Source organism: Oceanobacillus polygoni, assembly GCF_008304605.1.
In the GTDB taxonomy this organism is placed as follows: Bacteria; Bacillota; Bacilli; order Bacillales; family Amphibacillaceae; genus Oceanobacillus; species Oceanobacillus polygoni.
In genome coordinates this window covers 334,115-357,029 of the sequence record NZ_PIJY01000026.1, presented here as the reverse complement: position 1 = coordinate 357,029, position 22,915 = coordinate 334,115, and the positions used below count along the sequence as shown (strand labels likewise).

Sequence of the window (22,915 nt, the reverse complement as noted above, 5' to 3'; positions counted from 1 at the left end):
GTGGTCAAGCTGTTGTAAACTTGCTAACTGTGGGGGAAGGTATATTTTATACAATCTGTAAGTATTTTGTAAACTGATGTAAATATATTTTTTGCATCATTCGACATAGGAAAATGGCAGAGATAAATTTCCCTTCAAGCAACTTCTGTTACATAAGTATATCGGTGGTTTTGGCTGCGAAACAGGACCCATACTAAAAATAATGACTGAAAATAACCAACTGGTTGCATAATGAACCAATCTAGTTTGGAAGCGGATGCACGTATATTTTCAGCCCTTATTTTGTAAAAAAGAACATCCCCAATATTGTTTGAGTGTTTAGGAGAGTAGAGTACATGATGTCTGAATATGATTTGATGGTAACGAGGCAACGTAAGTGGATGCTCTTTCTTCTAGCAATCATCGTAATTGGTGCAGGGTTCTCACCGTATCCTCGAATTTTTAACGGTTTATTGTTAGGGAGCGCTGTAAGCTTCTACAATTTATGGTTACTGCAGCACAAAACAAAAGCACTAGGAAAAGCGGTTGTTGAAACAGGAAAGGTACGCGGAGGTTTGGGAACATTCTCAAGGCTCGCTGCAACGATGCTTTCCGTTTTGATCGCACTTCGATTTAATGAAACCTTTCATATTATTGCCCTAGTTTTTGGTCTCGTATCTTCATATATCATCATAGGAATTGATGTTACTTTTCGAATCATTTTCCAAAGAAAAAATATCAAGTAAACTAGTTGTACAGGCATAGTATGAATGGATTTTTAAGTAAGTAGTGTAAAGGGGGGAGAATTTTGGATCATACAGCTCCAATAGTTAATGACGTCTTTGGGATTTCCTGGCTCGACTTTAACTTGTCCAATGTCCTCATGATTTTCGTTGTATCGCTAATTGTGTTTGTTTTCTGTGTGTGGGGAAGCCGCAAACTGCAGATGAAGCCAACCGGGATGCAGAACTTCATGGAATGGGTAGTTGAATTTGTAAAAGGGATTATCAGCGACACGATGGATTGGAAGACAGGGAAGGTGTTTCTTCCGCTAGGCTTAACACTAATTTTTTACATCCTTGTTAGTAACCTAGTAGGTGTAGCGACTGTCGGAGTGGTCGGTCATGACTTATGGTGGAAATCACCAACCGCAGATGCAACTTTAACATTAACACTATCCGCTATGGTTATCGTCTTATCCCATTTCTATGGAATTAAAACACAAGGAACAAAAGCATATTTCAAAGGGTACGTTAGCCCTGTACCTTTAATGCTACCATTTAAAATTATCGAGGAGTTTACCAACACATTAACATTAGGTCTTCGTCTATTTGGTAACATCTATGCTGGGGAAGTATTATTAACCCTACTTGTAGGGCTAGCAATGTCAGGCTTCTTTGGATTCTTAGGAGCAGCAGTACCAATGCTGGCATGGCAAGGATTTAGTGTGTTTATAGGTGCCATCCAGTCTTATGTATTTGTTATGTTAACAATGGTGTATATGTCTCATAAAGTGAGCAGTGACCATTAAATAAAAAATAAATTAAGGTTTACTATAAAAGGAGGAAATTATTCAATGGAAGCATTAGCAGCAGCAATCGCAATTGGCCTAGCAGCATTAGGTGCAGGTCTTGGTAACGGGATGATCGTTAGTAAAACAGTAGAGGGTATCGCACGTCAACCAGAACTTAGAGGTGCTTTGCAAGGTACAATGTTTATCGGTGTAGCACTTGTTGAGGCGATTCCAATCATCGCAGCAGTTATCGCATTTATGGCTATCTTCATGTAATTGTATTTTTATTTTTAAAAACATAATGGCGAAGTTCGTTACCATAGAATCTTCGCCATTCCTTTATGTAACTTTCAGGTGATACGAAAATAAAATGAACCACCATAGGTAAATAGATGTGAAGTCACATTGAAAGGAGTGAAATCAGTGCATTCATACATTGACTTTATGACAATTGGAGCTAGTGTTGGAGGACTAAGAGTAGGAGACATGCTTGTCCAATTATTCTTCTTCATCGTGTTACTAGCATTAGTAAAAAAATTCGCCTGGGGACCCCTCATGAACAAAATGCAAGAGCGTGAGGAGTACGTAGCTGGAGAAATTGAAGCAGCTGAAAAAAGTCGTCTTGAGGCTGAAAAAGCTTCCAATGATGCTGCAGCGCAACTAAACCAAGTTAGAGAAGAAGCACAGAAACTGATTGAGGACGCAAAAGCAGCAGGAGCAAAGCAAGAGCAGAATATTGTGGAATCTGCACGTAAAGAAGCAGACCGTCTGATTCAGGCAGCTCAAGCTGATATTCAAAGCGAGAAGGAAAAAGCATTGCAAGCACTTCAAGATAAAGTTGCATCCTTATCCGTACTTATTGCAAGTAAAGTGATTGAAAAGGAAATCAGTGCACAAGATCAAGAGAAATTGATCAACGATTACATTAAAGAGGTAGGAGAAGAGCGATGAGTGAAGTTGTTGTAGCTAAACGTTATGCAGACGCTCTTTTCCAACTCGGCCTTGAAAAGAATACATTAGAACAGCTCGTGAAGGAATTCCGTGTTGTACAAGAAGTATTTAAACAGAATGAACAACTGGATACGTTCCTTATACATCCGAAAATCGATAATGTGAAAAAGAAACAGTTGATCACAGAAGTATTTCAAGGCTTACAGGCAGATGTTGTCAATACAATCAAATTGCTTGTTGAACGCCGACGTATCACAACTCTTGTCGCCATTATCGAAAGCTTCATTCAATTAGTGAATGATGCAAAAGGAATTGCAGATGCAACGGTCTATTCTGTACGTGAATTAACAGATGCTGAAAAAATTGAGTTGCAGCAAACATTCGCAAAACGAATCGGTAAAACTGCAATCAATTTGAAAAACATTATAGATCCTTCCATTATTGGTGGAATTAAAATTCGCGTTGGAAACACAATCTATGATGGAACAATTAGCGGGAAATTAGATCGTATTTCAAAACGCATTGTTTCTACTAATTAATGTGAAAAGGCAACGTACGTACAGACCAAAGTTAAGCATACATACTTGACATGGTCTTCTAAGATGGAAATGAATTTTATACATGCTTATTATGAACAAAGATGATAGGGGTGAAATGGTATGAGCATAAATGCTGAAGAAATCAGTACACTAATTAAACAGCAAATTGAAAATTTCGATACAGATATCGAAGTTAGTGACGTTGGAACAGTTATTGAAATCGGGGACGGAATTGCACGTGCACACGGACTTGATAACGCAATGGCTGGAGAGTTGCTTGAATTCTCAAACGGTGTTATGGGATTGGCCCAGAACTTAGAGGAAAGCAACGTTGGTATCGTTATTCTAGGACCTTACACAGGGATTAAAGAAGGCGATGAAGTTCGTCGAACAGGACGTATCATGCAAGTACCAGTTGGAGAAGAATTATTGGGACGTGTTGTAAACCCACTAGGACAGCCAATTGATGGAAAAGGTGCACTTGAAACATCTAAAACCCGTCCAATTGAAGCGCAGGCTCCAGGAGTAATGGACCGTAAATCAGTTGATGAGCCACTACAAACAGGAATCAAAGCGATTGATGCATTGGTGCCAATCGGTCGTGGACAACGTGAGCTTATCATTGGTGACCGTCAAACAGGAAAGACTACAGTAGCTGTTGATACCATTTTGAATCAAAGCGATCAAGATATGATTTGTATTTATGTTGCAATTGGTCAAAAAGAATCAACTGTCAGAAATACGGTAGAAACGTTCCGTAAATACGGTGCATTAGACTACACAATCGTTGTAACAGCAGGGGCATCTGATCCTGCACCATTATTATACTTAGCTCCTTATGCTGGTGTAGCAATGGGTGAAGAGTTCATGTATAACGGTAAACACGTACTTGTTGTATATGATGACTTGTCAAAACAAGCAGTAGCATATCGTGAACTTTCCTTGCTGCTTCGTCGTCCTCCAGGTCGTGAAGCATTCCCTGGAGATGTATTCTACTTGCACTCACGTTTACTAGAGCGTGCTGCTAAATTAAGTGATGCACGTGGTGGCGGTTCTTTAACTGCATTACCATTCGTTGAGACACAAGCAGGCGACATCGCTGCGTACATCCCAACCAACGTTATCTCGATTACAGACGGACAAATATTCTTACAATCTGACTTGTTCTTCTCAGGTGTTAGACCTGCGATTAACGCCGGGTTATCTGTATCCCGAGTTGGTGGATCAGCACAAATTAAAGCAATGAAGAAGGTAGCTGGAACATTACGTCTTGATTTGGCATCATTCCGTGAGCTAGAAGCGTTCTCACAATTTGGTTCAGATCTAGACAAATCAACACAGGCTAAATTAAATCGTGGACAAAGAACGGTAGAAGTTCTGAAACAAGGATTGCATAAGCCAATGGTTGTTGAGAAACAAGTTATGATTCTTTATGCACTAACAAGAGGATTCTTAGATGACATTGCTGTAGAAGATGTACTTCGTTTCGAGACAGAAATGAATGTATGGCTTGAAAGCAATCGCAATGAATTATTGACTACCATCCGTGAAACAGGTAACTTGCCAGATGATAGCGATATGAAATCTGCTATTGAAGCATTCAAGAAAACATTCTTACCAACGACAAATTAATTAAACGAAGGTGCAAACACCTGAAAAAGTGTTTCCCTTTGTCAATAGATTTCGAAAAGAGAATAATGGACCGGAAATGGCTGCTACTATAAAGTCTTTTCCGGCTCAACCTCTGTCAGGAAAGTGTGGTGAAAAAGCTTGGCATCACTTAGAGATTTGAAAGCTCGAATAGATTCAACAAAAAAAACAAAGAAAATTACCGGTGCAATGCAGATGGTATCTGCTTCAAAAATGAGTAAAGCAGAACAAAATGCTAAAGGATTTGTTCCTTATGCAGATAAAATACAAGAAGTTGTAGCTAGTATCGCTAATAGTAACACAGATGTATCCCATCCGATGTTGAATAAGCGTGAAGTGAAAAAAACCGCTTACCTAGTTATAACTTCAGACCGTGGATTGGTTGGGGCTTACAACAGTAATATACTGAGAAATTTGTTTCAAACAATTGAAAAGCGTCATAACAGTAAAGATGAATATACAGTCATTGCAGTAGGGCGTAAAGGCTATGATTTTTGTAAGAAGCGTGATTTGCCGATGTCAAATAGTATTATTGGAATGGCAGACCATCCAACATTTAACGACATCAAGGAACTTGCTTCAGAGACGGTACAAATGTATAGCGACGGAGAAATCGATGAACTAAATATTATTTATAATCATTATGTAAGTGCGATCTCACAAAAGGTAACAGCGAAGAAATTGCTACCAATCGAGAATTTGGACGCACATGCTGCCGTTAACAATGATTACGAATATGATCCTGATCAAGAGCAAATTTTAGAAGTTCTTTTACCACAGTATGCCGAAAGCTTAATATTCGGTGCTTTATTGGATGGAAAAGCAAGTGAACATGCGGCAAGTATGACTGCAATGAGAAGTGCAACAGATAATGCTGGTGAGCTTATTGATGACTTATCATTGACATATAACCGTGCACGTCAAGCGGCGATTACACAGGAAATCACAGAAATCAGTGGTGGAGTAGCAGCGCTTGAATAAGCTTCTTTAACCATGCCTGAAAGTAAGTTAGGAGGGAAAGCGATGAGTAAAGGACACGTTACACAAGTAATGGGACCGGTCGTTGACGTTAGATTTGAAGACGGCTCGCTCCCAGAAATATATAACGCTTTAGTTGTCCATAATGAAAATACAGATCTTACGTTAGAAGTAGCTCTTCATTTAGGAGATAATAGTGTTCGCACAATTGCAATGTCATCAACTGACGGTGTAAAACGTGGCGCAACAGTAGAAAACCTAGGGAGACCTATTTCTGTACCAGTAGGTGACGTCACATTAGGACGTGTATTTAACGTTTTAGGTGAAAAAATTGACCTAGATGAACCGTTGGCAGATGGGTTACGTTTAGATCCAATTCACCGCGAGGCACCTAAGTTTGAAAACCTGTCTACAGAAACAGAAATTCTGGAAACAGGTATTAAAGTAGTAGACTTATTAGCTCCATATATTAAAGGTGGAAAAATTGGTCTATTTGGTGGTGCGGGTGTTGGTAAAACTGTATTAATCCAGGAATTAATTAATAATATTGCTCAAGAGCACGGTGGTATTTCCGTATTTGCCGGTGTTGGAGAGCGTACGCGTGAAGGAAATGACCTTTACTATGAAATGAAAGACTCTGGTGTTATTGCGAAAACAGCAATGGTATTCGGGCAAATGAACGAGCCACCTGGTGCACGTATGCGTGTAGCACTAACCGGACTTACAATGGCTGAGTATTTCCGTGATGAGCAAGGACAGGATGTATTGTTGTTCATCGACAACATCTTCCGCTTTACACAAGCAGGATCTGAGGTTTCGGCATTACTAGGCCGTATGCCATCTGCCGTTGGTTACCAACCAACACTTGCTACGGAAATGGGACAATTGCAAGAACGAATTACATCAACAGATAAAGGTTCCGTAACATCGATCCAGGCTATCTATGTACCTGCCGATGACTATACGGATCCAGCTCCAGCAACAACGTTTGCACACTTGGATGCAACAACAAACTTAGACCGTAAACTATCTGAACAAGGTATTTATCCTGCGGTGGATCCATTAGCATCTACGTCACGTGCACTCGATTCAGAAATTGTTGGGGAAGAGCATTACAGAGTAGCGACAGAAGTACAGCAAACACTTCAACGCTATCGTGAATTACAGGATATTATTGCAATCTTAGGTATGGATGAGCTTGGCGATGAAGATAAGTTAGTCGTTTCAAGAGCACGTCGTATTCAGTTCTTCCTTTCGCAAAACTTCCACGTTGCAGAGCAATTTACAGGGCAAAAAGGGTCGTATGTGCCTGTTAAAGAAACGGTAGCTGGATTTAGCGAAATCTTAGAAGGTAAGTATGACCATTTACCAGAGGATGCATTCCGTCTTGTAGGACGCATTGAAGAAGTAATTGAAAAAGCAAAAGGCATGGAATAATAGATAATAGGTAGAAGAATATACTTCGGATTGATATCTCTGAAGAAGCTCTGATGTAAAATCAAAGCTTTCTTCTATCAAGTCTTAGGAGGGGTTACATTGAAAACACTGGAAGTGAGTGTTGTTACTCCTAGTGGTCCGGTTTTAGAAGGTAGTTTTGATATGGTTGTCTGTAAGGCTGAAACTGGTGAAATCGGTATTTTACCTGGACATATTCCTCTTGTAGCTCCATTACAAATTAGCGCTGTTCGTCTCAAGACAGGATCGGAGACGAAACAATTGGCAGTTAATGGTGGATTTATGGAGGTCAAACCAGATAAGGTGACGATTCTTGCTCAATCTGCTGAAAAGGCTTCAGAAATTGATATACAACGCGCAAAATCAGCAAAAGAGCGTGCAGAACGCCGTCTGCAGGCTAAACAAGATAATATTGATAAAATACGGGCTGAATTAGCACTCAAACGCGCAACAAATCGCCTGAATATAGGTAGCTAACTGTACGAAAATCTCTTATAACTAGATGTTGTAAGAGATTTTTTATTAGAAGAATACTACTTATTACCATTATTTACAGAAAATTACTTCTGTTATGTCGATATTTCCCGGGAAATGAGGAATTAAAATGAAGGAATATCGTAAATGACTTCACAAATCGACACATTCACTGTACGAATAATTCATTGACATTTTGTTCTAATCATGGCAATGTAACAATTAGCAATTAAACAAAGGTGGTCAATATGTTTTCAATTGGACAAATGGCTTTATTTAGCATCATTTCGCATTTACTCTTTATTTATATTACGTGGAGAATCATTCTTGCAATGAATTTTGAACCAATCATAAAAAAAGGCAGAACAACGGAAGGACGAATCTTTCTGCTGTTTCTGGCAATTGTCATTGGAACAGGGGTAAGTGGATTTTTCCTTGATATTTTAAGATGGTCTAGCGATCTTATCTATCTTTTTTAGTGTAATTTAGATCTCTTACAAGGTTTACATGTATTATTTTTCATGATAATCTATTGCAAATGTTGATTGTTGGATTTATCCGAAGCTAGAAAGCTAGTAATCTATTGTTTTGTCGTAATTTGTAAGGTATGTAATTTGGTCTCTCTGTCTAAACTAATGCTATTCGTTTAATACAGGGGGATTTTATTATGAGAAAAATATCCATTCTATTAGTGTTATTTTTGTTTATCACTGCGAAACCAGTAGCGGGGGGTATGGAGTCCGAGGAAATGATTGAGTTAGTTAACTTTACAATGAACAATGGAATCCCCATTGAAAGCTGGCAGGTTACAATAAAAGAGAATGTAACGATAAAGCAAGCTGAGGGGCAATTAGATAAAATGAAAAATGGTAGTTTAGTCACTAGGAGCGAAGATGAAAATGCTATAAAATATTTGCTTAGGGAAGACTATAAACAGGAAGCGATGGAGGTAACATATACGATTGTTATCCCCAAGGATACTGCATTAAAAGCAGAGTTAATTGCAGTAATAGAAGGCACGAAATGGGACGAGCAAATTGAAAAAAACTACCTTTCAATTAAGCGTACGATAATGGATAAATATTTAACAGAACCGTCAAAAATATTTGCTTGTCTGACGAGTGATTTTAGTGGTATAATAAAAGGCGATGTTCTTGTTAGTGAAATTATAAACTATTTTAATTTACAACATATTGAGACACAATTCGACACGATTGAAAATTTGACACATAAAAAAATCATATACGGGTATACAGATTTATGGAAACAACATTTTATGATTGAAGGTACCCCGATGAATTTGCAATTAGCTGTAGCAACGAATGAAAAAGACGAACTGCAATTTACGATAGGAACACCTATCCTAATACATGAATATTAATATAGTGAAATTGGATCTGAAGGAGATTTAAAAACATGGAGAAAATCATCGTAAGAGGTGGACAGAAACTGAATGGCACTGTTCGCGTTGAAGGTGCTAAAAATGCAGTACTTCCTGTGATAGCAGCAAGCCTTATCGCTAGTGAAGGAAAAAGCGTAATTAAAGAAGTCCCCGTTTTAGCTGACGTATATACAATTAACGAAGTTTTAAGAAATATGAATGCGGATGTTGATTTTGATGCTGAGAACAACACAGTATATGTGGATGCTTCGAAGCGTTTGGAGACAGAAGCACCATTTGAATATGTACGGAAAATGCGTGCCTCTGTACTTGTTTTGGGACCGCTATTGGCCCGTTATGGACACGCAAAGGTTGCGATGCCAGGTGGATGTGCGATTGGTTCAAGACCAATTGATTTACATTTAAAGGGTTTTGAAGCAATGGGGGCCGACATTCATGTTGGCAATGGCTTTGTAGAGGCAAAGGTAGATGGTCGTCTTCAGGGTGCAAAGATTTATTTAGATATGCCAAGTGTTGGAGCAACTGAGAACATTATGATGGCAGCAGCACTTGCAGAAGGCAAAACAATCCTTGAAAACTGTGCAAAAGAACCAGAGATTGTAGATTTAGCAAATTACTTGAATAAAATGGGTGCACGAATTGTTGGTGCCGGTACAGAAACAATTCGTATTCATGGTGTGGAAAAGCTGTGTGGAGTGGAGCATTCCATTATTCCTGATCGTATTGAAGCAGGAACATTCATGGTTGCAGCTGCAATTACTGGTGGAAATGTCTTAATCGAAAATGCAGTAAGTGAACATTTACGTTCCGTTATTTCGAAATTGGAAGAAATGAATGTAAAGGTTATTGAAGAAGAAGAAGGTATTCGTGTTATTGGATCCGATGATTTAAAAGCTACGGATATTAAAACTTTGCCACATCCAGGGTTTCCAACAGATATGCAGTCTCAAATGATGGCATTAATGCTTCGTGCGAAAGGCACAAGTGTAATTACGGAGACCGTTTTTGAAAACCGTTTTATGCATGTAGAAGAATTTAGACGAATGAATGCGAACATGAAGATTGAAGGGCGTAGTGTAATCATTGAGGGGTTATCTGACCTTCAAGGTGCAGAAGTAGCAGCAACGGATCTTCGTGCAGCAGCAGCTTTAATCTTGGCTGGATTAGTTGGCGATGGCCATACACGTGTGACAGAGCTTAAGCATTTGGATAGAGGCTATGTAGACATCGTTGGAAAACTGGCAGCACTTGGTGCAGATATTAATCGTATTGATGAAAGTAAAGAATCTGTACAACCTGTGCTTGATATATCAAATGCAAGAATAGCAGCTGAGTTTTAATCATAATTTTATAGTGGATATAAAAACAGGTGAAGTCTTGTCGGCACACCTGTTTTTTGATGCGTTTTTTTAGGTAATATGGTGCAGATGAGAACTTTCCTGTTTTATTTTGAAAAATTTGATTTTTAGTTGTGATTTACAAGCGTTAGACTCTAGAAAATTCAAACTTCTCTTTTTACTAATGATGTGTTAAAATTGAGAAAAAATAAACAATGAATGTTGTAATAGGGAGAAAACGATATGAAATTATACCTATCGGTAGATATGGAAGGGATTACAGGTATACCCGATTATACCTATGTTGATTCAAGCGAACATAATTATGAACGTTCACGAAGAATTATGACGAACGAAGTAAATACCGTGGTTGAGACAGGCTTTAAATTTGGCTGCCAAGAAGTTCTTGTCAATGATAGTCATTCAAAAATGAATAACATCCTCATTGATGAGCTTCATCCAGAAGCATCGCTGATTACGGGTGATGCAAAGCCGTTTTCAATGGTTCAAGGGTTAGATGATACATATGGTGGAGCAATGTTTATCGGTTATCATGCACGTGCTAGTCAGTTTGGTGTGTTATCTCATTCCATGATTCATGCTGTACGTCAAATTTATATAAATGATCATGAAATTGGAGAAATGGGATTGAATGCCTATGTTGCTGGTTACTATGGAGTCCCGATTTTGCTTGTGTCTGGTGATGATCAGGCAGCAAAGGAAGCGAAAGAGCTCATTCCGAATGTAACAACAGTTGTAGTAAAGGAAACGATTTCAAGGTCAGCAGTTAAAAGCATGACTCCCAAAAAAGCAGAAGCGCTTTTGAAATTAAAGGCGAACGAAGCATTAGAGAATCGAAGTCAAGTAAAACCGCTAGTCCCTCCTGAAAAACCATTGCTACGAATTGAGTTTAATAATTATGGTCAAGCAGAATGGGCAAATTTAATGCCGAAAACCTGGATTGAACCTGGGACAACAATTGTTGGTTTTCAAGCGGATGACATTCTTGAAGCCTACCAAGCTATGCTAGTTATGATTGAGCTTGCTTTGCAGACAAAGTTTTCATAGTAATGTAAGCGCTGTATTTGGTGTGCTATATAATACGTAACTATTAAATGGACGTATGACACGAAATAATAGAGAAGGAATTTATTCCGGGGGTGGAAAGGTCATGCTGAAGTATATACTTAAACGGTTCTTAATTATGCTCGTAACATTGTGGGTTATTATTAGCCTTACATTCATTCTAATGGTCAGTATACCTGGCTCACCATTTAATAGTGATCAGTCATCAAATGAAACCATTCGTGCTAACTTAGAAGCGCATTATAATCTGGATCAACCCTATCATATTCAATACTTCCTTTATTTGAAATCTATCGCTACATTTGATTTCGGACCGTCGATTAAACAACCGAATCAATCGGTAAATGATTTATTGTCAAGAGGGTTTCCAATCTCGTTTGAACTAGGAATCTTAACTATTATCGTCGCCGTTATTTCTGGAATTATTTTAGGTATCCTTGCTGCTTTACGACATAATGGTGTGATTGATTATTTAGCGATGGGGATTGCTGTGCTAGGCATATCGATACCGAATTTTATTTTGGCGACGTTGCTCATTCAACAGGTGGCTGTGACATGGGGTTTACTACCTACTGCAACTTGGTCAAGCCCAGCACATATGATTCTCCCAATTGCTGCACTTGCGACTGGGCCGATGGCGATTATTGCAAGACTTACTCGTTCGACAATGCTTGAAGTATTGACACAGGATTACATAAAAATGGCGAAAGCAAAAGGGTTATCCCCATGGAAAATTGTATTTAAGCATGCACTTCGCAATGCATTAATGCCCGTTATTACGATTATGGGGACCTTACTCGCAGGTATTTTAACAGGAACATTTGTCATTGAACAGATCTTTGCGATTCCAGGAATGGGGAAATATTTTGTTGAAAGTATTAACCAACGGGATTATCCAGTTATCATGGGGACCACTGTATTTTATAGTGCATTTTTAATTATCATGCTGTTTCTTGTTGATATCGCCTATGGAATAATAGATCCACGCATTAAGTTTCATCGAAAGGGAGGGGAGTAATATGAAAGCGACGAAAGATGGCAAGGCTATGCACTCCCCTTCTCAAATCCCAGATGAATGGTTTAAGTGGAAAGAAAAAGACGAAGGAGCAGCTGAGATAGTTTCAAGACCGTCGTTATCTTATTGGAAGGATGCATGGAGGAGGCTGCTGAAGAATAAACTTGCAATGTTGGGATTAGTATTTTTAGTGATTCTAGCAATTATGGCTATATTTGGGCCAATTCTATCTCCGTATGAGGTTAACCAACAGGATTTGCCTAATCAATACCAACCTCCTTCGGAAGAGCACTGGTTTGGGACGGATAATGCAGGTAGAGATGTATTCACGAGAACATGGTATGGAGCAAGAATCTCGTTATTCGTTGGATTAATGGCTGCGCTTATTGATGTTACGATCGGTATTATCTGGGGCGGTATTTCTGGCTATAAAGGTGGCCGTACGGATAATGTAATGATGCGTATCATTGAAATTTTATATGGATTACCGTATTTATTAGTCGTCATTTTACTGCTTGTCGTACTTGGTCCGAGTCTATCAACAATCATTATTGCACTTACAGTAACCGGATGGGTTGGGATGGCCCGAATTGTGCGGGGGCAGGTTCTGCAAATCAAAAACTATGAATTTGTTCTCGCTTCGAAATCATTCGGTACTAGATCTTCAAGAATCATTCGAAAAAATTTATTACCAAATACGATGGGGCCAATTATCGTACAGATGACATTAACGGTTCCTTCAGCAATTTTTGCGGAAGCCTTTTTAAGCTTTATTGGATTAGGGATTCAGTCTCCATTTGCAAGCTGGGGTGTAATGGCTAATGACTCATTGGGAGCTATTCTTTCAGGAAATTGGTGGACATTGTTCTTCCCAGCATTCTTTATCTCCTTTACAATGTTTGCTTTTAATGTATTAGGAGATGGCTTGCAGGATGCACTTGATCCGAAATTGAGAAAGTAGGTGAGCGCATGGAAAAAATCTTAGAAGTTACGAATCTTCAAGTGACCTTTACGACCTATGGTGGAACCGTAAAAGCCGTCCGTGGAGTTGATTTTCATTTAAATAAGGGAGAAACACTAGCAATTGTAGGCGAATCAGGTTGTGGGAAAAGTGTTACATCCAACGCAATCATGCGCTTGATTCCGAACCCACCTGGGAAGATTACAGCTGGTTCAATTGTTTTTAAAGGGAAGGATCTTGCCAAATACTCAGAAAAACGGATGCGTTCGATTCGAGGTGTTGATATTTCTATGATATTTCAAGACCCTATGACAGCACTTAACCCAACCTTAACCATTGGCACACAACTAATGGAAGGGTTGATTTCGCATCATGGTGTATCAAGTAAGGAAGCGAAGAAAAAAGCAATTGAGATGATGGATCTAGTTGGAATTTCGAACCCGGAAGAACGTCTAAAGCAGTACCCACATCAGTTTAGTGGTGGGATGCGTCAACGAATTGTAATTGCAATCGCATTAATCTGTGAACCAGATCTTCTGATTGCTGATGAGCCAACAACTGCACTTGATGTAACGATCCAAGCGCAAATTCTCGAGCTTTTTGAAAAAATTCAAGCTGCAACAGGTGTATCGATTATTTTGATTACACATGATCTTGGAGTTGTCGCAAAGATTGCCGATCGAATCGCAGTGATGTATGCCGGTAAAATTATTGAAACCGGAACAAAGCGTGAAATTTTCTATAAGCCACAACACCCTTATACACAAGGTTTATTGAATTCTGTTCCTCGTCTCGACTTAAAAGGCGAAAAGTTGATTCCAATCGATGGAACACCACCGGATTTATTCTCACCTCCTGCAGGATGCCCATTCACTGCCAGGTGCCCATTTGCGATGGAGGTGTGTGATAAAGTTTATCCCGCGAGTAAGGAGCTTACAGAATCACATCAAGTGAACTGTTGGTTACAAGATGAACGGGCTAAACAGCTATTAACTGCAGTACCATTATCTAAATAAAAAAGGGGGAAACAGAATGAAGAAGTTACTTTTATTTTTACTGGCACTGACAACAGTTGTCGTCCTTGCAGCATGTACAGCCAATGAAGATGCAGGGCAAGATCCGGAGGAAAGTGACGAAGGAGAAACAGAAACGGACACAAATGATGCGGAAGCGGTAGAGGAGGATCCAGGTGAGAAAGTACTTCGTTTAAACAATGGCGTAGAGCCGACATCACTAGATCCATCCATTGGTTTTGACGCTGTTTCATGGGATCCATTAAATAACCTCATGGAAGGATTGACAAGATTGGATGAGGATTCCGTCGCAGCCGGTGGTGTCGCAGAATCATGGGATATTTCAGAGGATGGATTAACGTATACATTCTATCTAAGAGAGGATGCAAACTGGTCAAATGGTGATCCAGTAGTAGCAGAGGATTTTGTATATGCATGGAAATATATGCTTGATCCCAACACAGCTTCATCTGCAGCATTTCTTGGTTATTTTATTGAAGGTGGAGAAGCATTCAATAATGGGGAAGGTTCAGCAGATGATGTAGCTGTCACAGCTGTAGATGACAAAACGTTAGAAGTTGTACTTGCAGCACCAACTGGATTCTTCCTGGATCTGTTAACAAATCCAGCGTTTTTCCCGGTAAACCATCAGGTCGCAGCCGATAACCCAAGCTGGCATGCAGAAGCAGATTCATTTGTAGCAAATGGACCGTTCATGCTGGAGTCATGGACACATGATACAGAAATGGTATTCGCTAAAAACACAGAATACTGGGATGCGGATGCAGTTAAATTAGATAAGGTACATTTTGCAATGGTAAATGATACGAATACACAATACCAAATGTTTGAAACAGGTGATTTGGATACTGCAACCATTCCACCAGAGTTATCGGATCAGTTAATTGATGGGGATAACGTATATATTGGAAATTACGGTGGGTTGGAATTCTTCCGTTTTAATATTACAGAAGAACCATTCCAAAACAAGAAAATTAGACAGGCGTTTGCATATGCAATCAACAGACAGGATATTGCTGACTATGTGGTGAAAAATGGTGTCGAGCCTGCTTATGGATTTGTTTCACCTGGATTCACGACTCCTTCTGGAGGAGACTTCCGCGATGGAAATGGCGACCTTGTATCCTTTGATCCAGATTCGGCAACGCAGTTATTAGAGGAAGGAATGGCAGAGGAAGGCTATGACGAGCTCCCTCCAGTTGTATTATCGTACAACACAAGTGATTTGAATAAAGCAGTAGCAGAAACCGTTCAAGGCATGCTAACCGACAGTCTTGGTATTGATGTGACATTAGAAAACCAAGAGTGGAACGTATTTGCCGAGGCGCAGCAAAACCTAGAGCTGCAATTCTCGCGTAGCTCCTTTATCAATGACTATAGTGACCCGGTTAACTTTCTAGAAAGCTTTATTACCGATTCCTATATGAACCGCACAGGCTGGTCAAATGCGGAATATGATGAACTAATTGCCAACGGAAAATCAGAAACTGATGAAGAACAGCGCTATGAGTATCTGTATGAGGCAGAAAGACTGCTTGCAGAGGAAATGATTGCAGTTCCACTTCGTTATTACAATACAGTTGTATTGCAAGCGGATGGTGTCGAGGGGATCCTTCGTCATCCGGTAGGATATTTTGATTTGAAGTATGCGGATAAAAATTAAAGAATAAAAGCGGAGCGCCCAGTTAGCGAGGTACCGAGGTGAGGGAGTCTCGCTACGGCTTTGGTGCTGGGCGTGTCAGGAGGGTGGCTCACTTACATTGTATGTGAGTCTCTCCCATTTTCATAGAAGCATATAGTAGTTTCATTTTAATAGTACATATACATAAGGAAAGGTGGGATTCAATGATTCATCCGATGCGCCTTCAAAAGGGAGATACAATTGGTGTCACTGCACCTGCTGGACCACCAGATCAGGAGAAGCTACAACGAGCACTTGCTTTTTTTAACGAGCTGGGTCTTCGTGTGAAGCTAGGAAGAAATATCATGAAAAAACTAGGGTTTTTAGCTGGCACAGATGAGGAGCGACTTAGCGATTTGCATGAAATGATGGCAGATACGAAAGTAAAGGCAATTGTTTTTGCGCGCGGTGGATACGGAACAGGAAGGATAGCAGATCGTATTGATTATGAACTGATTCGACAAAACCCAAAAATTATTTGGGGATATAGTGATATTACGTACTTACATACAGCAATCCGGCAACAAACAGGACTCATCACTTTTCATGGGCCAATGCTTGCCTCTGATATAGGGAAAAATGACTTTGATCCATTTTCAGCACAGCTATTTAAGCAATTATTTATCCCAACACAATTGGATTATACAGAGGTTATCTCCCCGTTAAAGGTTTATGCCCCCGGAGAAGCGACTGGCCAGCTAATCGGCGGAAATCTTTCGTTGCTTGTGAGCACGCTTGGTACGCCGTATGAGTTAGAGACAGCAGGCAAGCTGCTACTATTAGAAGATATTGGGGAAGAGCCATATCGAATAGATGGGATGCTGAATCAATTAAGGCTGGCAGGAAAATTACGTGATGCTGCAGGCGTTATTCTAGCTGATTTTGCTGAAGCAGATCCAACTGTTAACCCTTCATTAACGCTTGAGGAAGTATTTATGGATTATTTTTCAGCGTTTCCAGGTCCTGTTATGAGTGGGTTTAAAATTGGCCACTGCTTTCCTCACTTTTCCGTACCACTAGGTGTAAATGCAAAACTTTCAACGGCAGAAAAACGCTTACTGATAGAACCGGGGGTGAGATAGGCGGTAAGTGAATAGGTTGTAGAAAGGAACTATTGGAGGTGAGCGCTTTGAGAATAAAATCAATCGAAACATACCGAGGAGCAATTCCATTACATACCCCTTTTAAAACAGCATTACGCACCGTAACAGTTGCCGAGACGATTATTGTCAAAGTAACTTGTGAAGGTGGGATAGTCGGCTGGGGAGAGGCACCACCAACACATGTAATCACTGGCGAAAGTCTAGCAAGTATTGATTACGCGATTCAATCTATCTTTAAATCCCTACTAATTGGAGAAACGCTTCAAATGCGAGAAATCCTTTTTCAAAAAATAGAAAACAGTATGGTACGTAATACGAGTGCAAAGGCAGCAGTGGATATGGCACTTTATGACTGTATCGCAAAGCAGGCAGATCTCCCACTCTATCAACTTATTGGTGGGGCACATGAAGCGATTGAAACAGATTATACCGTAAGTGTGAACACGCCAGATGAAATGGTTCAGGATGCCAAAAATTATATACAAAACGGCTTTTCCGTTTTAAAAATTAAAGTAGGTAAAGACCAGATTGCAACAGATATCAAGCGGATTGAAGCAATCCGAAATGAAATTGGACCCGACATCCAAATTCGTTTAGATGCAAATCAAGGCTGGCAGGCAAAAGAAGCCGTTCGCGCAATTCGACGTATGGAGGACCTTGGTTTAGAAATTGAGTTAATTGAACAGCCGGTTATCGCGTATGATTTAGACGGGTTAAAATATGTGACGGAAAATACAGACACGCCGATAATGGCGGATGAGAGTGTATTCTCCGTCTATGATGCAAAGCGTGTTCTCGAAATAGGGGCGGCAGATTTAATTAATATTAAATTGATGAAGTCCGGCGGAATCCATCAGGCGATAAAAATTGCGAAAGTTGCTGAAGCTTATGGCGTAGAATGTATGGTCGGAAGCATGATTGAAACAAAAATTGGTATTACAGCTGCAGCCCATTTCGCAGCAAGCCAGCCTAACGTAACGCGTTATGACCTAGATGCACCTTTAATGTTAACAGGGGACATTGCCAATGGGGGAATTAGCTATAAACGTAATCAAATCAAATTAGGGAATGCAGCAGGTCTCGGGATACAAACGATTGAGGAGAAATATATTGTAGAAAAATCGTAATCTCGGGTGCGAACGCGATTACCACACACTACTCTAGAGAAGAAAGGAGTTTTTCAAATGACTAATCAAACGTTTGAACAATTTTCTGATGAAATGTGGGTTACTGCTGTTCAAGTAGCTACAGTTTGGACAGAACCGCAATCTGCGAGAACTATCGACCAAGCAGGAACAGCGAATCCAACAGATATTGATAATTGGCTCAGCCGTTTAAGTTATGAAGAAAGCCTTGCTCTTTGTAATGAAAATCGTGTACAAACGCAGGCTTTATACGGAGAGCTTGTAGAAATTATAGATATTCATGCGGATTGGGCTCATGTTGTAATACCTTCACAGCCATCACATAAAGATGAACGTGGCTACCCTGGATGGGTTCCATTAAAACAATTGAAAAAAGTAAATCAAAAAGATTGGCTCACCAATCAAATGGCAGCCGTTATACAGGACAAAGTGTGGCTCGAATCAGAAGCAGGAGCAAAAGGAATGAAGCTTAGCTATATGACAATATTACCTGTCAAATCAATAGATGGAATACGAACAAAAGTGGTAACGCCACATGGCATACAGTTTTTACCAACAGAAGCACTACATATTTTTCCATCCGACAAAGGAATTACCAAAGGAAGTGGTGATGAAATTGTTAAAGCGGTCGAACCTTTCCAGACACTTGATTATTTCTGGGGAGGAATGAGCTCTTTCGGCTATGATTGCTCAGGATTAGCTTATGCTGCCCATAAAGCAAATGGCTATCTAATTGCACGTGATGCTGGTGATCAGGCAAATGCAGGCGAACCAGTCAATTTTAATCAACTGCAGCCGGGGGATTTACTGTTTTTCGCATATGAGGAAGGGAAAGGAAGACTGCATCATGTCGGAATCTATTATGGACATGGCAGGATGTTACATTCCCCGCAAACCGGCAAAGGAATTGAAATCATTACTCTAACAGGAACGAAATATGAAAAAGAATTGTGTGCGGCAAGACGCTACTGGCGCAATGAAGGGGAGTAATCAACATGAAAGAAAAAATACTAGAAGTCAAAAACCTCAAAAAGTATTTTGATATGGGGAAAGGTACCATGCTACAGGCTGTAAATGATGTGAGCTTTCATGTGAATAAAGGAGAAACCTTTGGCTTAGTTGGGGAATCTGGTTGCGGGAAATCGACAATTGGCCGTACGATCCTTGGTCTATATAATAAAACCGCTGGAGATGTTATTTTTGATAATGAGAATGTTCATGCATTATCTGAAAAAGAGCGATTTCAATTTTACCGGAGAATGCAGATGATTTTTCAGGATCCTTATGCATCCTTAAATCCAAGATCGACGGTAAGGGAAGTAATCTCAGAACCAATGGAGGTTCATGGGTTATACAAAAACAAGAAGGCTCAGCTGGAACGAGTGTATCAGCTTTTAGAAGAGGTTGGCTTGAACCGAGATCATGCTAATCGTTATCCGCATGAATTTAGTGGGGGACAGCGTCAACGAATTGGAATTGCACGTGCCCTTGCATTAGACCCAGACTTTATTATTGCAGATGAGCCAATTTCTGCATTAGATGTATCCGTGCAAGCGCAAGTAGTCAATCTGTTAAAAGAACTACAAATAGAAAAAGGGCTCACCTTTTTATTTATTGCGCATGACTTGTCGATGGTAAAGCAATTTTCAGATCGTATTGGAGTGATGTATTTAGGAAATATGGTAGAGCTAACAGAAAGCAATCAGCTCTATGAAAATCCGCTCCACCCATACACACAGGCATTGCTCTCTGCAATTCCAATTCCAGATCCGGATATTGAAGAGAAACGAGAACGAATCATTTTAGAAGGCGAGTTACCTAGTCCAACGAATCCACCGAGTGGGTGTGTCTTCAGAACGCGCTGTTCGATGGCAATGGAGGTATGTTCACAAGTGAAACCGGTCTGGCAGGAGGTAGAACAGGAACATTTCGTCGCCTGTCATTTATATGATGAAACAATTAATAATAAAAAATCAATCAAACGCAATTCAGAAACGTTAACTGTTCATTAATCTGATCATTGCTTTCTCGAGCATTATAAAAAATGAAGGTCTATTTTAGCTCTGTGCTGTATAGATTTATTAGTAGAGGATGTTCAAAAAAGAAGATTTACGTTTATCTGCTTTTTTGAACAAGCACTAGTAGAGCTGATAGAATAGAACTCTACTTTAATAATTGCAAAGGGGGAGAGCTGTGAACAAAAGAAAGCACACCTATTATTCCAATTCTGTTCCAAAATCCTGGAAAAAGAAGAAATCATCATTGAAGAAGCAACTCATGAAAAAACAGCAAAATAAATTGGAATATACGAAAACACAACCTGCACCACTCAAAAAAATCATTCCTTTAAAAAATCGAAAAACACGATATTTCGATAATCGGAACCAATCGACATGGAAGTTCCCAACTGCGCTTTTATTTTCTGGGCTGTTATTATTCATTCTCGTAATCCCCGCAGTTATCGTAGCGATGTTTGGTGATGGGAAGCAGGAGGATATTACGACACATGAGAAGGAAATGGAAGCTACGGTTGAGTTTGGTGGGTCGCCATTTTCTGTAGCAGTGATGCGACAAGCGAATGATACGGTTGAGGACATACCGTTGGAAGCTTATGTAGCTGGAGTCGTAGCTTCAGAGATGCCAGCGACATTTGAATTAGAAGCGTTAAAGGCACAGGCTCTCGCTGCTCGGACATTTACGGTTAATCACCTGCTACATGGTGATGCAGAAGAAAATTATGATCTAACCGATACGGTGAAGCATCAAGTTTATAAGAGTGAACAGGAACTGAAACAATTGTGGGGTAAAAAATTCACAGAGAATATGAATAAAATAAAAGAAGCAGTTCAGGCAACAGAAGGGCAGATTTTAACGTATGATGACGCACCAATAAATGCAGCCTTTTTTTCTACGAGTAATGGGTATACCGAAAACTCAGAGGAATATTGGGAAAATGAGGTCTCCTATTTAAGAAGCGTGGAAAGTCCATGGGATCTTGATTCCCCTGAATACCTTGGTCGAGAAACGTTTACAATTGCACAAGTACAAGAAGAGCTTGCAATCGATCTACCTGAGGGAGCTCCATTATATATCGAGATGGAACGGACGGAAAGTGGAAGAGTCAGTAACATAGCAATTGAAGGAAATAGCTTTACAGGCAGGGAAATTAGAGAAGGACTTGATTTGAAATCCAGTGACTTTACGGTTACACAAAACAACGGTCATCTTATTTTTACAACGGAAGGCTTTGGTCATGGTGTTGGAATGAGTCAATACGGTGCTGACGGAATGGCTAAAGAAGGCAAAACCTACGAAGAAATTGTCAAACATTATTATCAGGATGTTGATATTAGTACAATTACTGAAACAGCACCAACCCTCGTCTCGAAATAGACGGGGGTTTTTATTGCGGAAAAGATATAAACTAATATAAGAAGAATCGACCGAGATCGAGGGTAATCAGTTGGTAGCACTCCAACCATAATTCCTTACTTTCCTTCATTTGCAAGGTAAAACAATATAAACCTGTGAAACATTCAGCTAAGTTACTACTTACACTGAACGGGAATTTGTCCAGCAATCTCTTACCTTTCCCCATTTCTACAAAAAAATCCACAAAGCAAATAATTTTTTTTAGAAGCAATGTATATATTCTCACTTTTCTGCTCACAATGGTTGCTGAGGTGATAAATTATGAGTGAAGAATTTAAAGGCGGTCCAAAAAATAAATGGAGTCGCATTTATCGCAAGAAGTGGTTTTTCCCAGCTGTCTATTTGACGATTGCAGCAGTTTTATTGTCGGTGGTTGTGTGGTATCAAAATCTAGATAATCAAGTCACTGATACGACGGAAACCGAAAACTTGTCAGAGGAGTATAGCCCAATTCCAAATGAAGAGGGTGCAGAGCCGGTTATTGAGCAGCAGGAACTGATTCAAATGCCAGTAGAAGACTTGGATCAAGCAGAAATCGTAACTAAATTTTTTGATTACAACGCAGAACAAGAAGATCGAGAGAATGCTTTAGTGCTCTACAATAACAGGTTCTATCAAAGTACTGGAGTCGATATCGCGTCTGCTGATGCAGAAACATTTGATGTTTTAGCAGCTTTAACAGGTACTGTTGAAGAAGTGAAAGAAGATCCGCTTCTAGGCAATGTTGTTATTCTATTACATGGTGAGGATGTAAAGACGTATTATGCCAGTTTAGAAGAAGTTAGTGTATCGGCTGGAGCAGAAATAAAACAAGGTGAAAAACTTGGTACTGCTGGAAAAAACATTTTTGGTAAGGATAACGGAACGCACGTCCACTTTGAAATTAGAAAAGACGGAAAAGAAGTGAATCCGGAAAGTTATTTCAATCAGCCTGTTAGTAGCCTAGGAAGTATTTCAGAGGAAGCTGAAGAAGATTCTGCTGAGGAATCAGACCAAGTAACAGATATGGATGATGTTTTAGAAGAGAATCCTGGAGATGTTCCAGATAATGAAGAAGATGATTCTGAAGAAGAAACAGATGATCTATTAGAAGATGAAAATGAATAACACAAAATACTCCGGAAAATAATTTCTGGAGTATTTTTTCTTTTGAGGTGAAAACCGGTTATTGAAAAAGTAG

23 protein-coding genes are annotated in these 22,915 nt (G+C 39.7%); all 23 read left to right on the top strand.

Annotation, left to right across the window (positions count from 1 at the left end):
- Window positions 1-335 precede the first annotated feature (335 nt).
- The 23 genes from F1560_RS13475 to spoIIQ all read left to right on the top strand — a co-directional run bounded on the left by F1560_RS13475 (window position 336) and on the right by spoIIQ (window position 22,842).
- Window positions 336-725 carry an ATP synthase subunit I gene (locus F1560_RS13475; RefSeq protein ID WP_149475147.1) on the top strand — a complete coding sequence of 130 codons (390 nt, stop codon included), beginning with the start codon at window positions 336-338 and terminating at the stop codon, window positions 723-725.
- A gap of 62 nt (window positions 726-787) precedes the next feature.
- A complete protein-coding gene (atpB, locus tag F1560_RS13470) occupies window positions 788-1,510 on the top strand; it encodes a F0F1 ATP synthase subunit A (protein WP_149475146.1) in 723 nt (240 codons plus the stop codon).
- 45 nt (window positions 1,511-1,555) lie between these two features.
- Window positions 1,556-1,768, top strand: a complete 213-nt coding sequence (gene atpE / locus F1560_RS13465; protein WP_010648360.1) for a F0F1 ATP synthase subunit C — start codon at window positions 1,556-1,558, stop codon at window positions 1,766-1,768.
- 147 nt (window positions 1,769-1,915) lie between these two features.
- Window positions 1,916-2,443, top strand: coding sequence for a F0F1 ATP synthase subunit B (atpF, locus tag F1560_RS13460; RefSeq protein WP_149475145.1), 528 nt, complete (start codon window positions 1,916-1,918; stop codon window positions 2,441-2,443).
- The gene (locus F1560_RS13455) at window positions 2,440-2,982 is read left to right on the top strand and encodes a F0F1 ATP synthase subunit delta (protein ID WP_149475144.1); all 543 of its coding nucleotides are present in this window, start codon (window positions 2,440-2,442) and stop codon (window positions 2,980-2,982) included. Before atpF ends, F1560_RS13455 begins: the two co-directional genes overlap by 4 nt.
- 120 nt (window positions 2,983-3,102) lie before the next feature.
- Window positions 3,103-4,614, top strand: a complete 1,512-nt coding sequence (gene atpA / locus F1560_RS13450) for a F0F1 ATP synthase subunit alpha (RefSeq protein ID WP_149475143.1) — start codon at window positions 3,103-3,105, stop codon at window positions 4,612-4,614.
- A gap of 138 nt (window positions 4,615-4,752) precedes the next feature.
- On the top strand, window positions 4,753-5,613 hold the full coding sequence (atpG, locus tag F1560_RS13445) for an ATP synthase F1 subunit gamma (RefSeq protein ID WP_149475142.1): 861 nt from the start codon (window positions 4,753-4,755) through the stop codon (window positions 5,611-5,613).
- Between the two features lie 42 nt (window positions 5,614-5,655).
- On the top strand, window positions 5,656-7,047 hold the full coding sequence (gene atpD / locus F1560_RS13440; RefSeq protein ID WP_149475141.1) for a F0F1 ATP synthase subunit beta: 1,392 nt from the start codon (window positions 5,656-5,658) through the stop codon (window positions 7,045-7,047).
- Window positions 7,048-7,146: 99 nt separating this feature from the next.
- Entirely contained in the window at window positions 7,147-7,542 is a 396-nt protein-coding gene (locus F1560_RS13435; RefSeq protein WP_149475140.1) for a F0F1 ATP synthase subunit epsilon, read from the top strand.
- Between the two features lie 245 nt (window positions 7,543-7,787).
- Window positions 7,788-8,018, top strand: a complete 231-nt coding sequence (locus tag F1560_RS13430) for a DUF1146 family protein (protein ID WP_149475139.1) — start codon at window positions 7,788-7,790, stop codon at window positions 8,016-8,018.
- Window positions 8,019-8,206: 188 nt separating this feature from the next.
- A complete protein-coding gene (locus F1560_RS13425; protein ID WP_149475138.1) occupies window positions 8,207-8,920 on the top strand; it encodes a YwmB family TATA-box binding protein in 714 nt (237 codons plus the stop codon).
- 35 nt (window positions 8,921-8,955) lie between these two features.
- On the top strand, window positions 8,956-10,281 hold the full coding sequence (gene murA / locus F1560_RS13420) for a UDP-N-acetylglucosamine 1-carboxyvinyltransferase (RefSeq protein WP_149475137.1): 1,326 nt from the start codon (window positions 8,956-8,958) through the stop codon (window positions 10,279-10,281).
- 240 nt (window positions 10,282-10,521) lie between these two features.
- Window positions 10,522-11,346: a M55 family metallopeptidase gene (locus F1560_RS13415; protein WP_149475136.1), complete on the top strand. Its 825-nt coding sequence runs from the start codon at window positions 10,522-10,524 to the stop codon at window positions 11,344-11,346.
- 103 nt (window positions 11,347-11,449) lie between these two features.
- On the top strand, window positions 11,450-12,382 hold the full coding sequence (locus F1560_RS13410; RefSeq protein ID WP_149475135.1) for an ABC transporter permease: 933 nt from the start codon (window positions 11,450-11,452) through the stop codon (window positions 12,380-12,382).
- A 1-nt stretch (window position 12,383) separates the two neighbouring features.
- The gene (locus tag F1560_RS13405; RefSeq protein ID WP_149475134.1) at window positions 12,384-13,340 is read left to right on the top strand and encodes an ABC transporter permease; all 957 of its coding nucleotides are present in this window, start codon (window positions 12,384-12,386) and stop codon (window positions 13,338-13,340) included.
- An 8-nt stretch (window positions 13,341-13,348) separates the two neighbouring features.
- Window positions 13,349-14,356, top strand: coding sequence for an ABC transporter ATP-binding protein (locus F1560_RS13400; RefSeq protein WP_149475133.1), 1,008 nt, complete (start codon window positions 13,349-13,351; stop codon window positions 14,354-14,356).
- Window positions 14,357-14,372: 16 nt separating this feature from the next.
- A complete protein-coding gene (locus F1560_RS13395) occupies window positions 14,373-16,037 on the top strand; it encodes a peptide ABC transporter substrate-binding protein (RefSeq protein ID WP_149475132.1) in 1,665 nt (554 codons plus the stop codon).
- A 182-nt stretch (window positions 16,038-16,219) separates the two neighbouring features.
- Window positions 16,220-17,137: a S66 peptidase family protein gene (locus F1560_RS13390; protein ID WP_149475131.1), complete on the top strand. Its 918-nt coding sequence runs from the start codon at window positions 16,220-16,222 to the stop codon at window positions 17,135-17,137.
- A 47-nt stretch (window positions 17,138-17,184) separates the two neighbouring features.
- Entirely contained in the window at window positions 17,185-18,285 is a 1,101-nt protein-coding gene (locus tag F1560_RS13385; RefSeq protein WP_149475130.1) for a dipeptide epimerase, read from the top strand.
- Between the two features lie 57 nt (window positions 18,286-18,342).
- Window positions 18,343-19,293, top strand: coding sequence for a C40 family peptidase (locus tag F1560_RS13380; RefSeq protein ID WP_149475129.1), 951 nt, complete (start codon window positions 18,343-18,345; stop codon window positions 19,291-19,293).
- 5 nt (window positions 19,294-19,298) lie between these two features.
- Window positions 19,299-20,315 carry an ABC transporter ATP-binding protein gene (locus F1560_RS13375; RefSeq protein ID WP_149475128.1) on the top strand — a complete coding sequence of 339 codons (1,017 nt, stop codon included), beginning with the start codon at window positions 19,299-19,301 and terminating at the stop codon, window positions 20,313-20,315.
- A 181-nt stretch (window positions 20,316-20,496) separates the two neighbouring features.
- A complete protein-coding gene (spoIID, locus tag F1560_RS13370) occupies window positions 20,497-21,696 on the top strand; it encodes a stage II sporulation protein D (protein WP_246811939.1) in 1,200 nt (399 codons plus the stop codon).
- Between the two features lie 300 nt (window positions 21,697-21,996).
- On the top strand, window positions 21,997-22,842 hold the full coding sequence (spoIIQ, locus tag F1560_RS13365; protein WP_149475127.1) for a stage II sporulation protein SpoIIQ: 846 nt from the start codon (window positions 21,997-21,999) through the stop codon (window positions 22,840-22,842).
- Window positions 22,843-22,915 lie beyond the last annotated feature (73 nt).

Bases quoted from the DNA above. Each gene is read 5' to 3' on its own strand.
- F1560_RS13475 (WP_149475147.1), top strand. From the start codon at position 336: ATGATGTCTGAATATGATTTGATGGTAACGAGGCAACGTAAGTGGATG.
- atpE (WP_010648360.1), top strand. From the start codon at position 1,556: ATGGAAGCATTAGCAGCAGCAATCGCAATTGGCCTAGCAGCATTAGGT.
- F1560_RS13455 (WP_149475144.1), top strand. From the start codon at position 2,440: ATGAGTGAAGTTGTTGTAGCTAAACGTTATGCAGACGCTCTTTTCCAA.
- atpA (WP_149475143.1), top strand. From the start codon at position 3,103: ATGAGCATAAATGCTGAAGAAATCAGTACACTAATTAAACAGCAAATT.
- atpD (WP_149475141.1), top strand. From the start codon at position 5,656: ATGAGTAAAGGACACGTTACACAAGTAATGGGACCGGTCGTTGACGTT.
- F1560_RS13430 (WP_149475139.1), top strand. From the start codon at position 7,788: ATGTTTTCAATTGGACAAATGGCTTTATTTAGCATCATTTCGCATTTA.
- F1560_RS13425 (WP_149475138.1), top strand. From the start codon at position 8,207: ATGAGAAAAATATCCATTCTATTAGTGTTATTTTTGTTTATCACTGCG.
- murA (WP_149475137.1), top strand. From the start codon at position 8,956: ATGGAGAAAATCATCGTAAGAGGTGGACAGAAACTGAATGGCACTGTT.
- F1560_RS13415 (WP_149475136.1), top strand. From the start codon at position 10,522: ATGAAATTATACCTATCGGTAGATATGGAAGGGATTACAGGTATACCC.
- F1560_RS13410 (WP_149475135.1), top strand. From the start codon at position 11,450: ATGCTGAAGTATATACTTAAACGGTTCTTAATTATGCTCGTAACATTG.
- F1560_RS13405 (WP_149475134.1), top strand. From the start codon at position 12,384: ATGAAAGCGACGAAAGATGGCAAGGCTATGCACTCCCCTTCTCAAATC.
- F1560_RS13400 (WP_149475133.1), top strand. From the start codon at position 13,349: ATGGAAAAAATCTTAGAAGTTACGAATCTTCAAGTGACCTTTACGACC.
- F1560_RS13395 (WP_149475132.1), top strand. From the start codon at position 14,373: ATGAAGAAGTTACTTTTATTTTTACTGGCACTGACAACAGTTGTCGTC.
- F1560_RS13390 (WP_149475131.1), top strand. From the start codon at position 16,220: ATGATTCATCCGATGCGCCTTCAAAAGGGAGATACAATTGGTGTCACT.
- F1560_RS13380 (WP_149475129.1), top strand. From the start codon at position 18,343: ATGACTAATCAAACGTTTGAACAATTTTCTGATGAAATGTGGGTTACT.
- F1560_RS13375 (WP_149475128.1), top strand. From the start codon at position 19,299: ATGAAAGAAAAAATACTAGAAGTCAAAAACCTCAAAAAGTATTTTGAT.
- spoIIQ (WP_149475127.1), top strand. From the start codon at position 21,997: ATGAGTGAAGAATTTAAAGGCGGTCCAAAAAATAAATGGAGTCGCATT.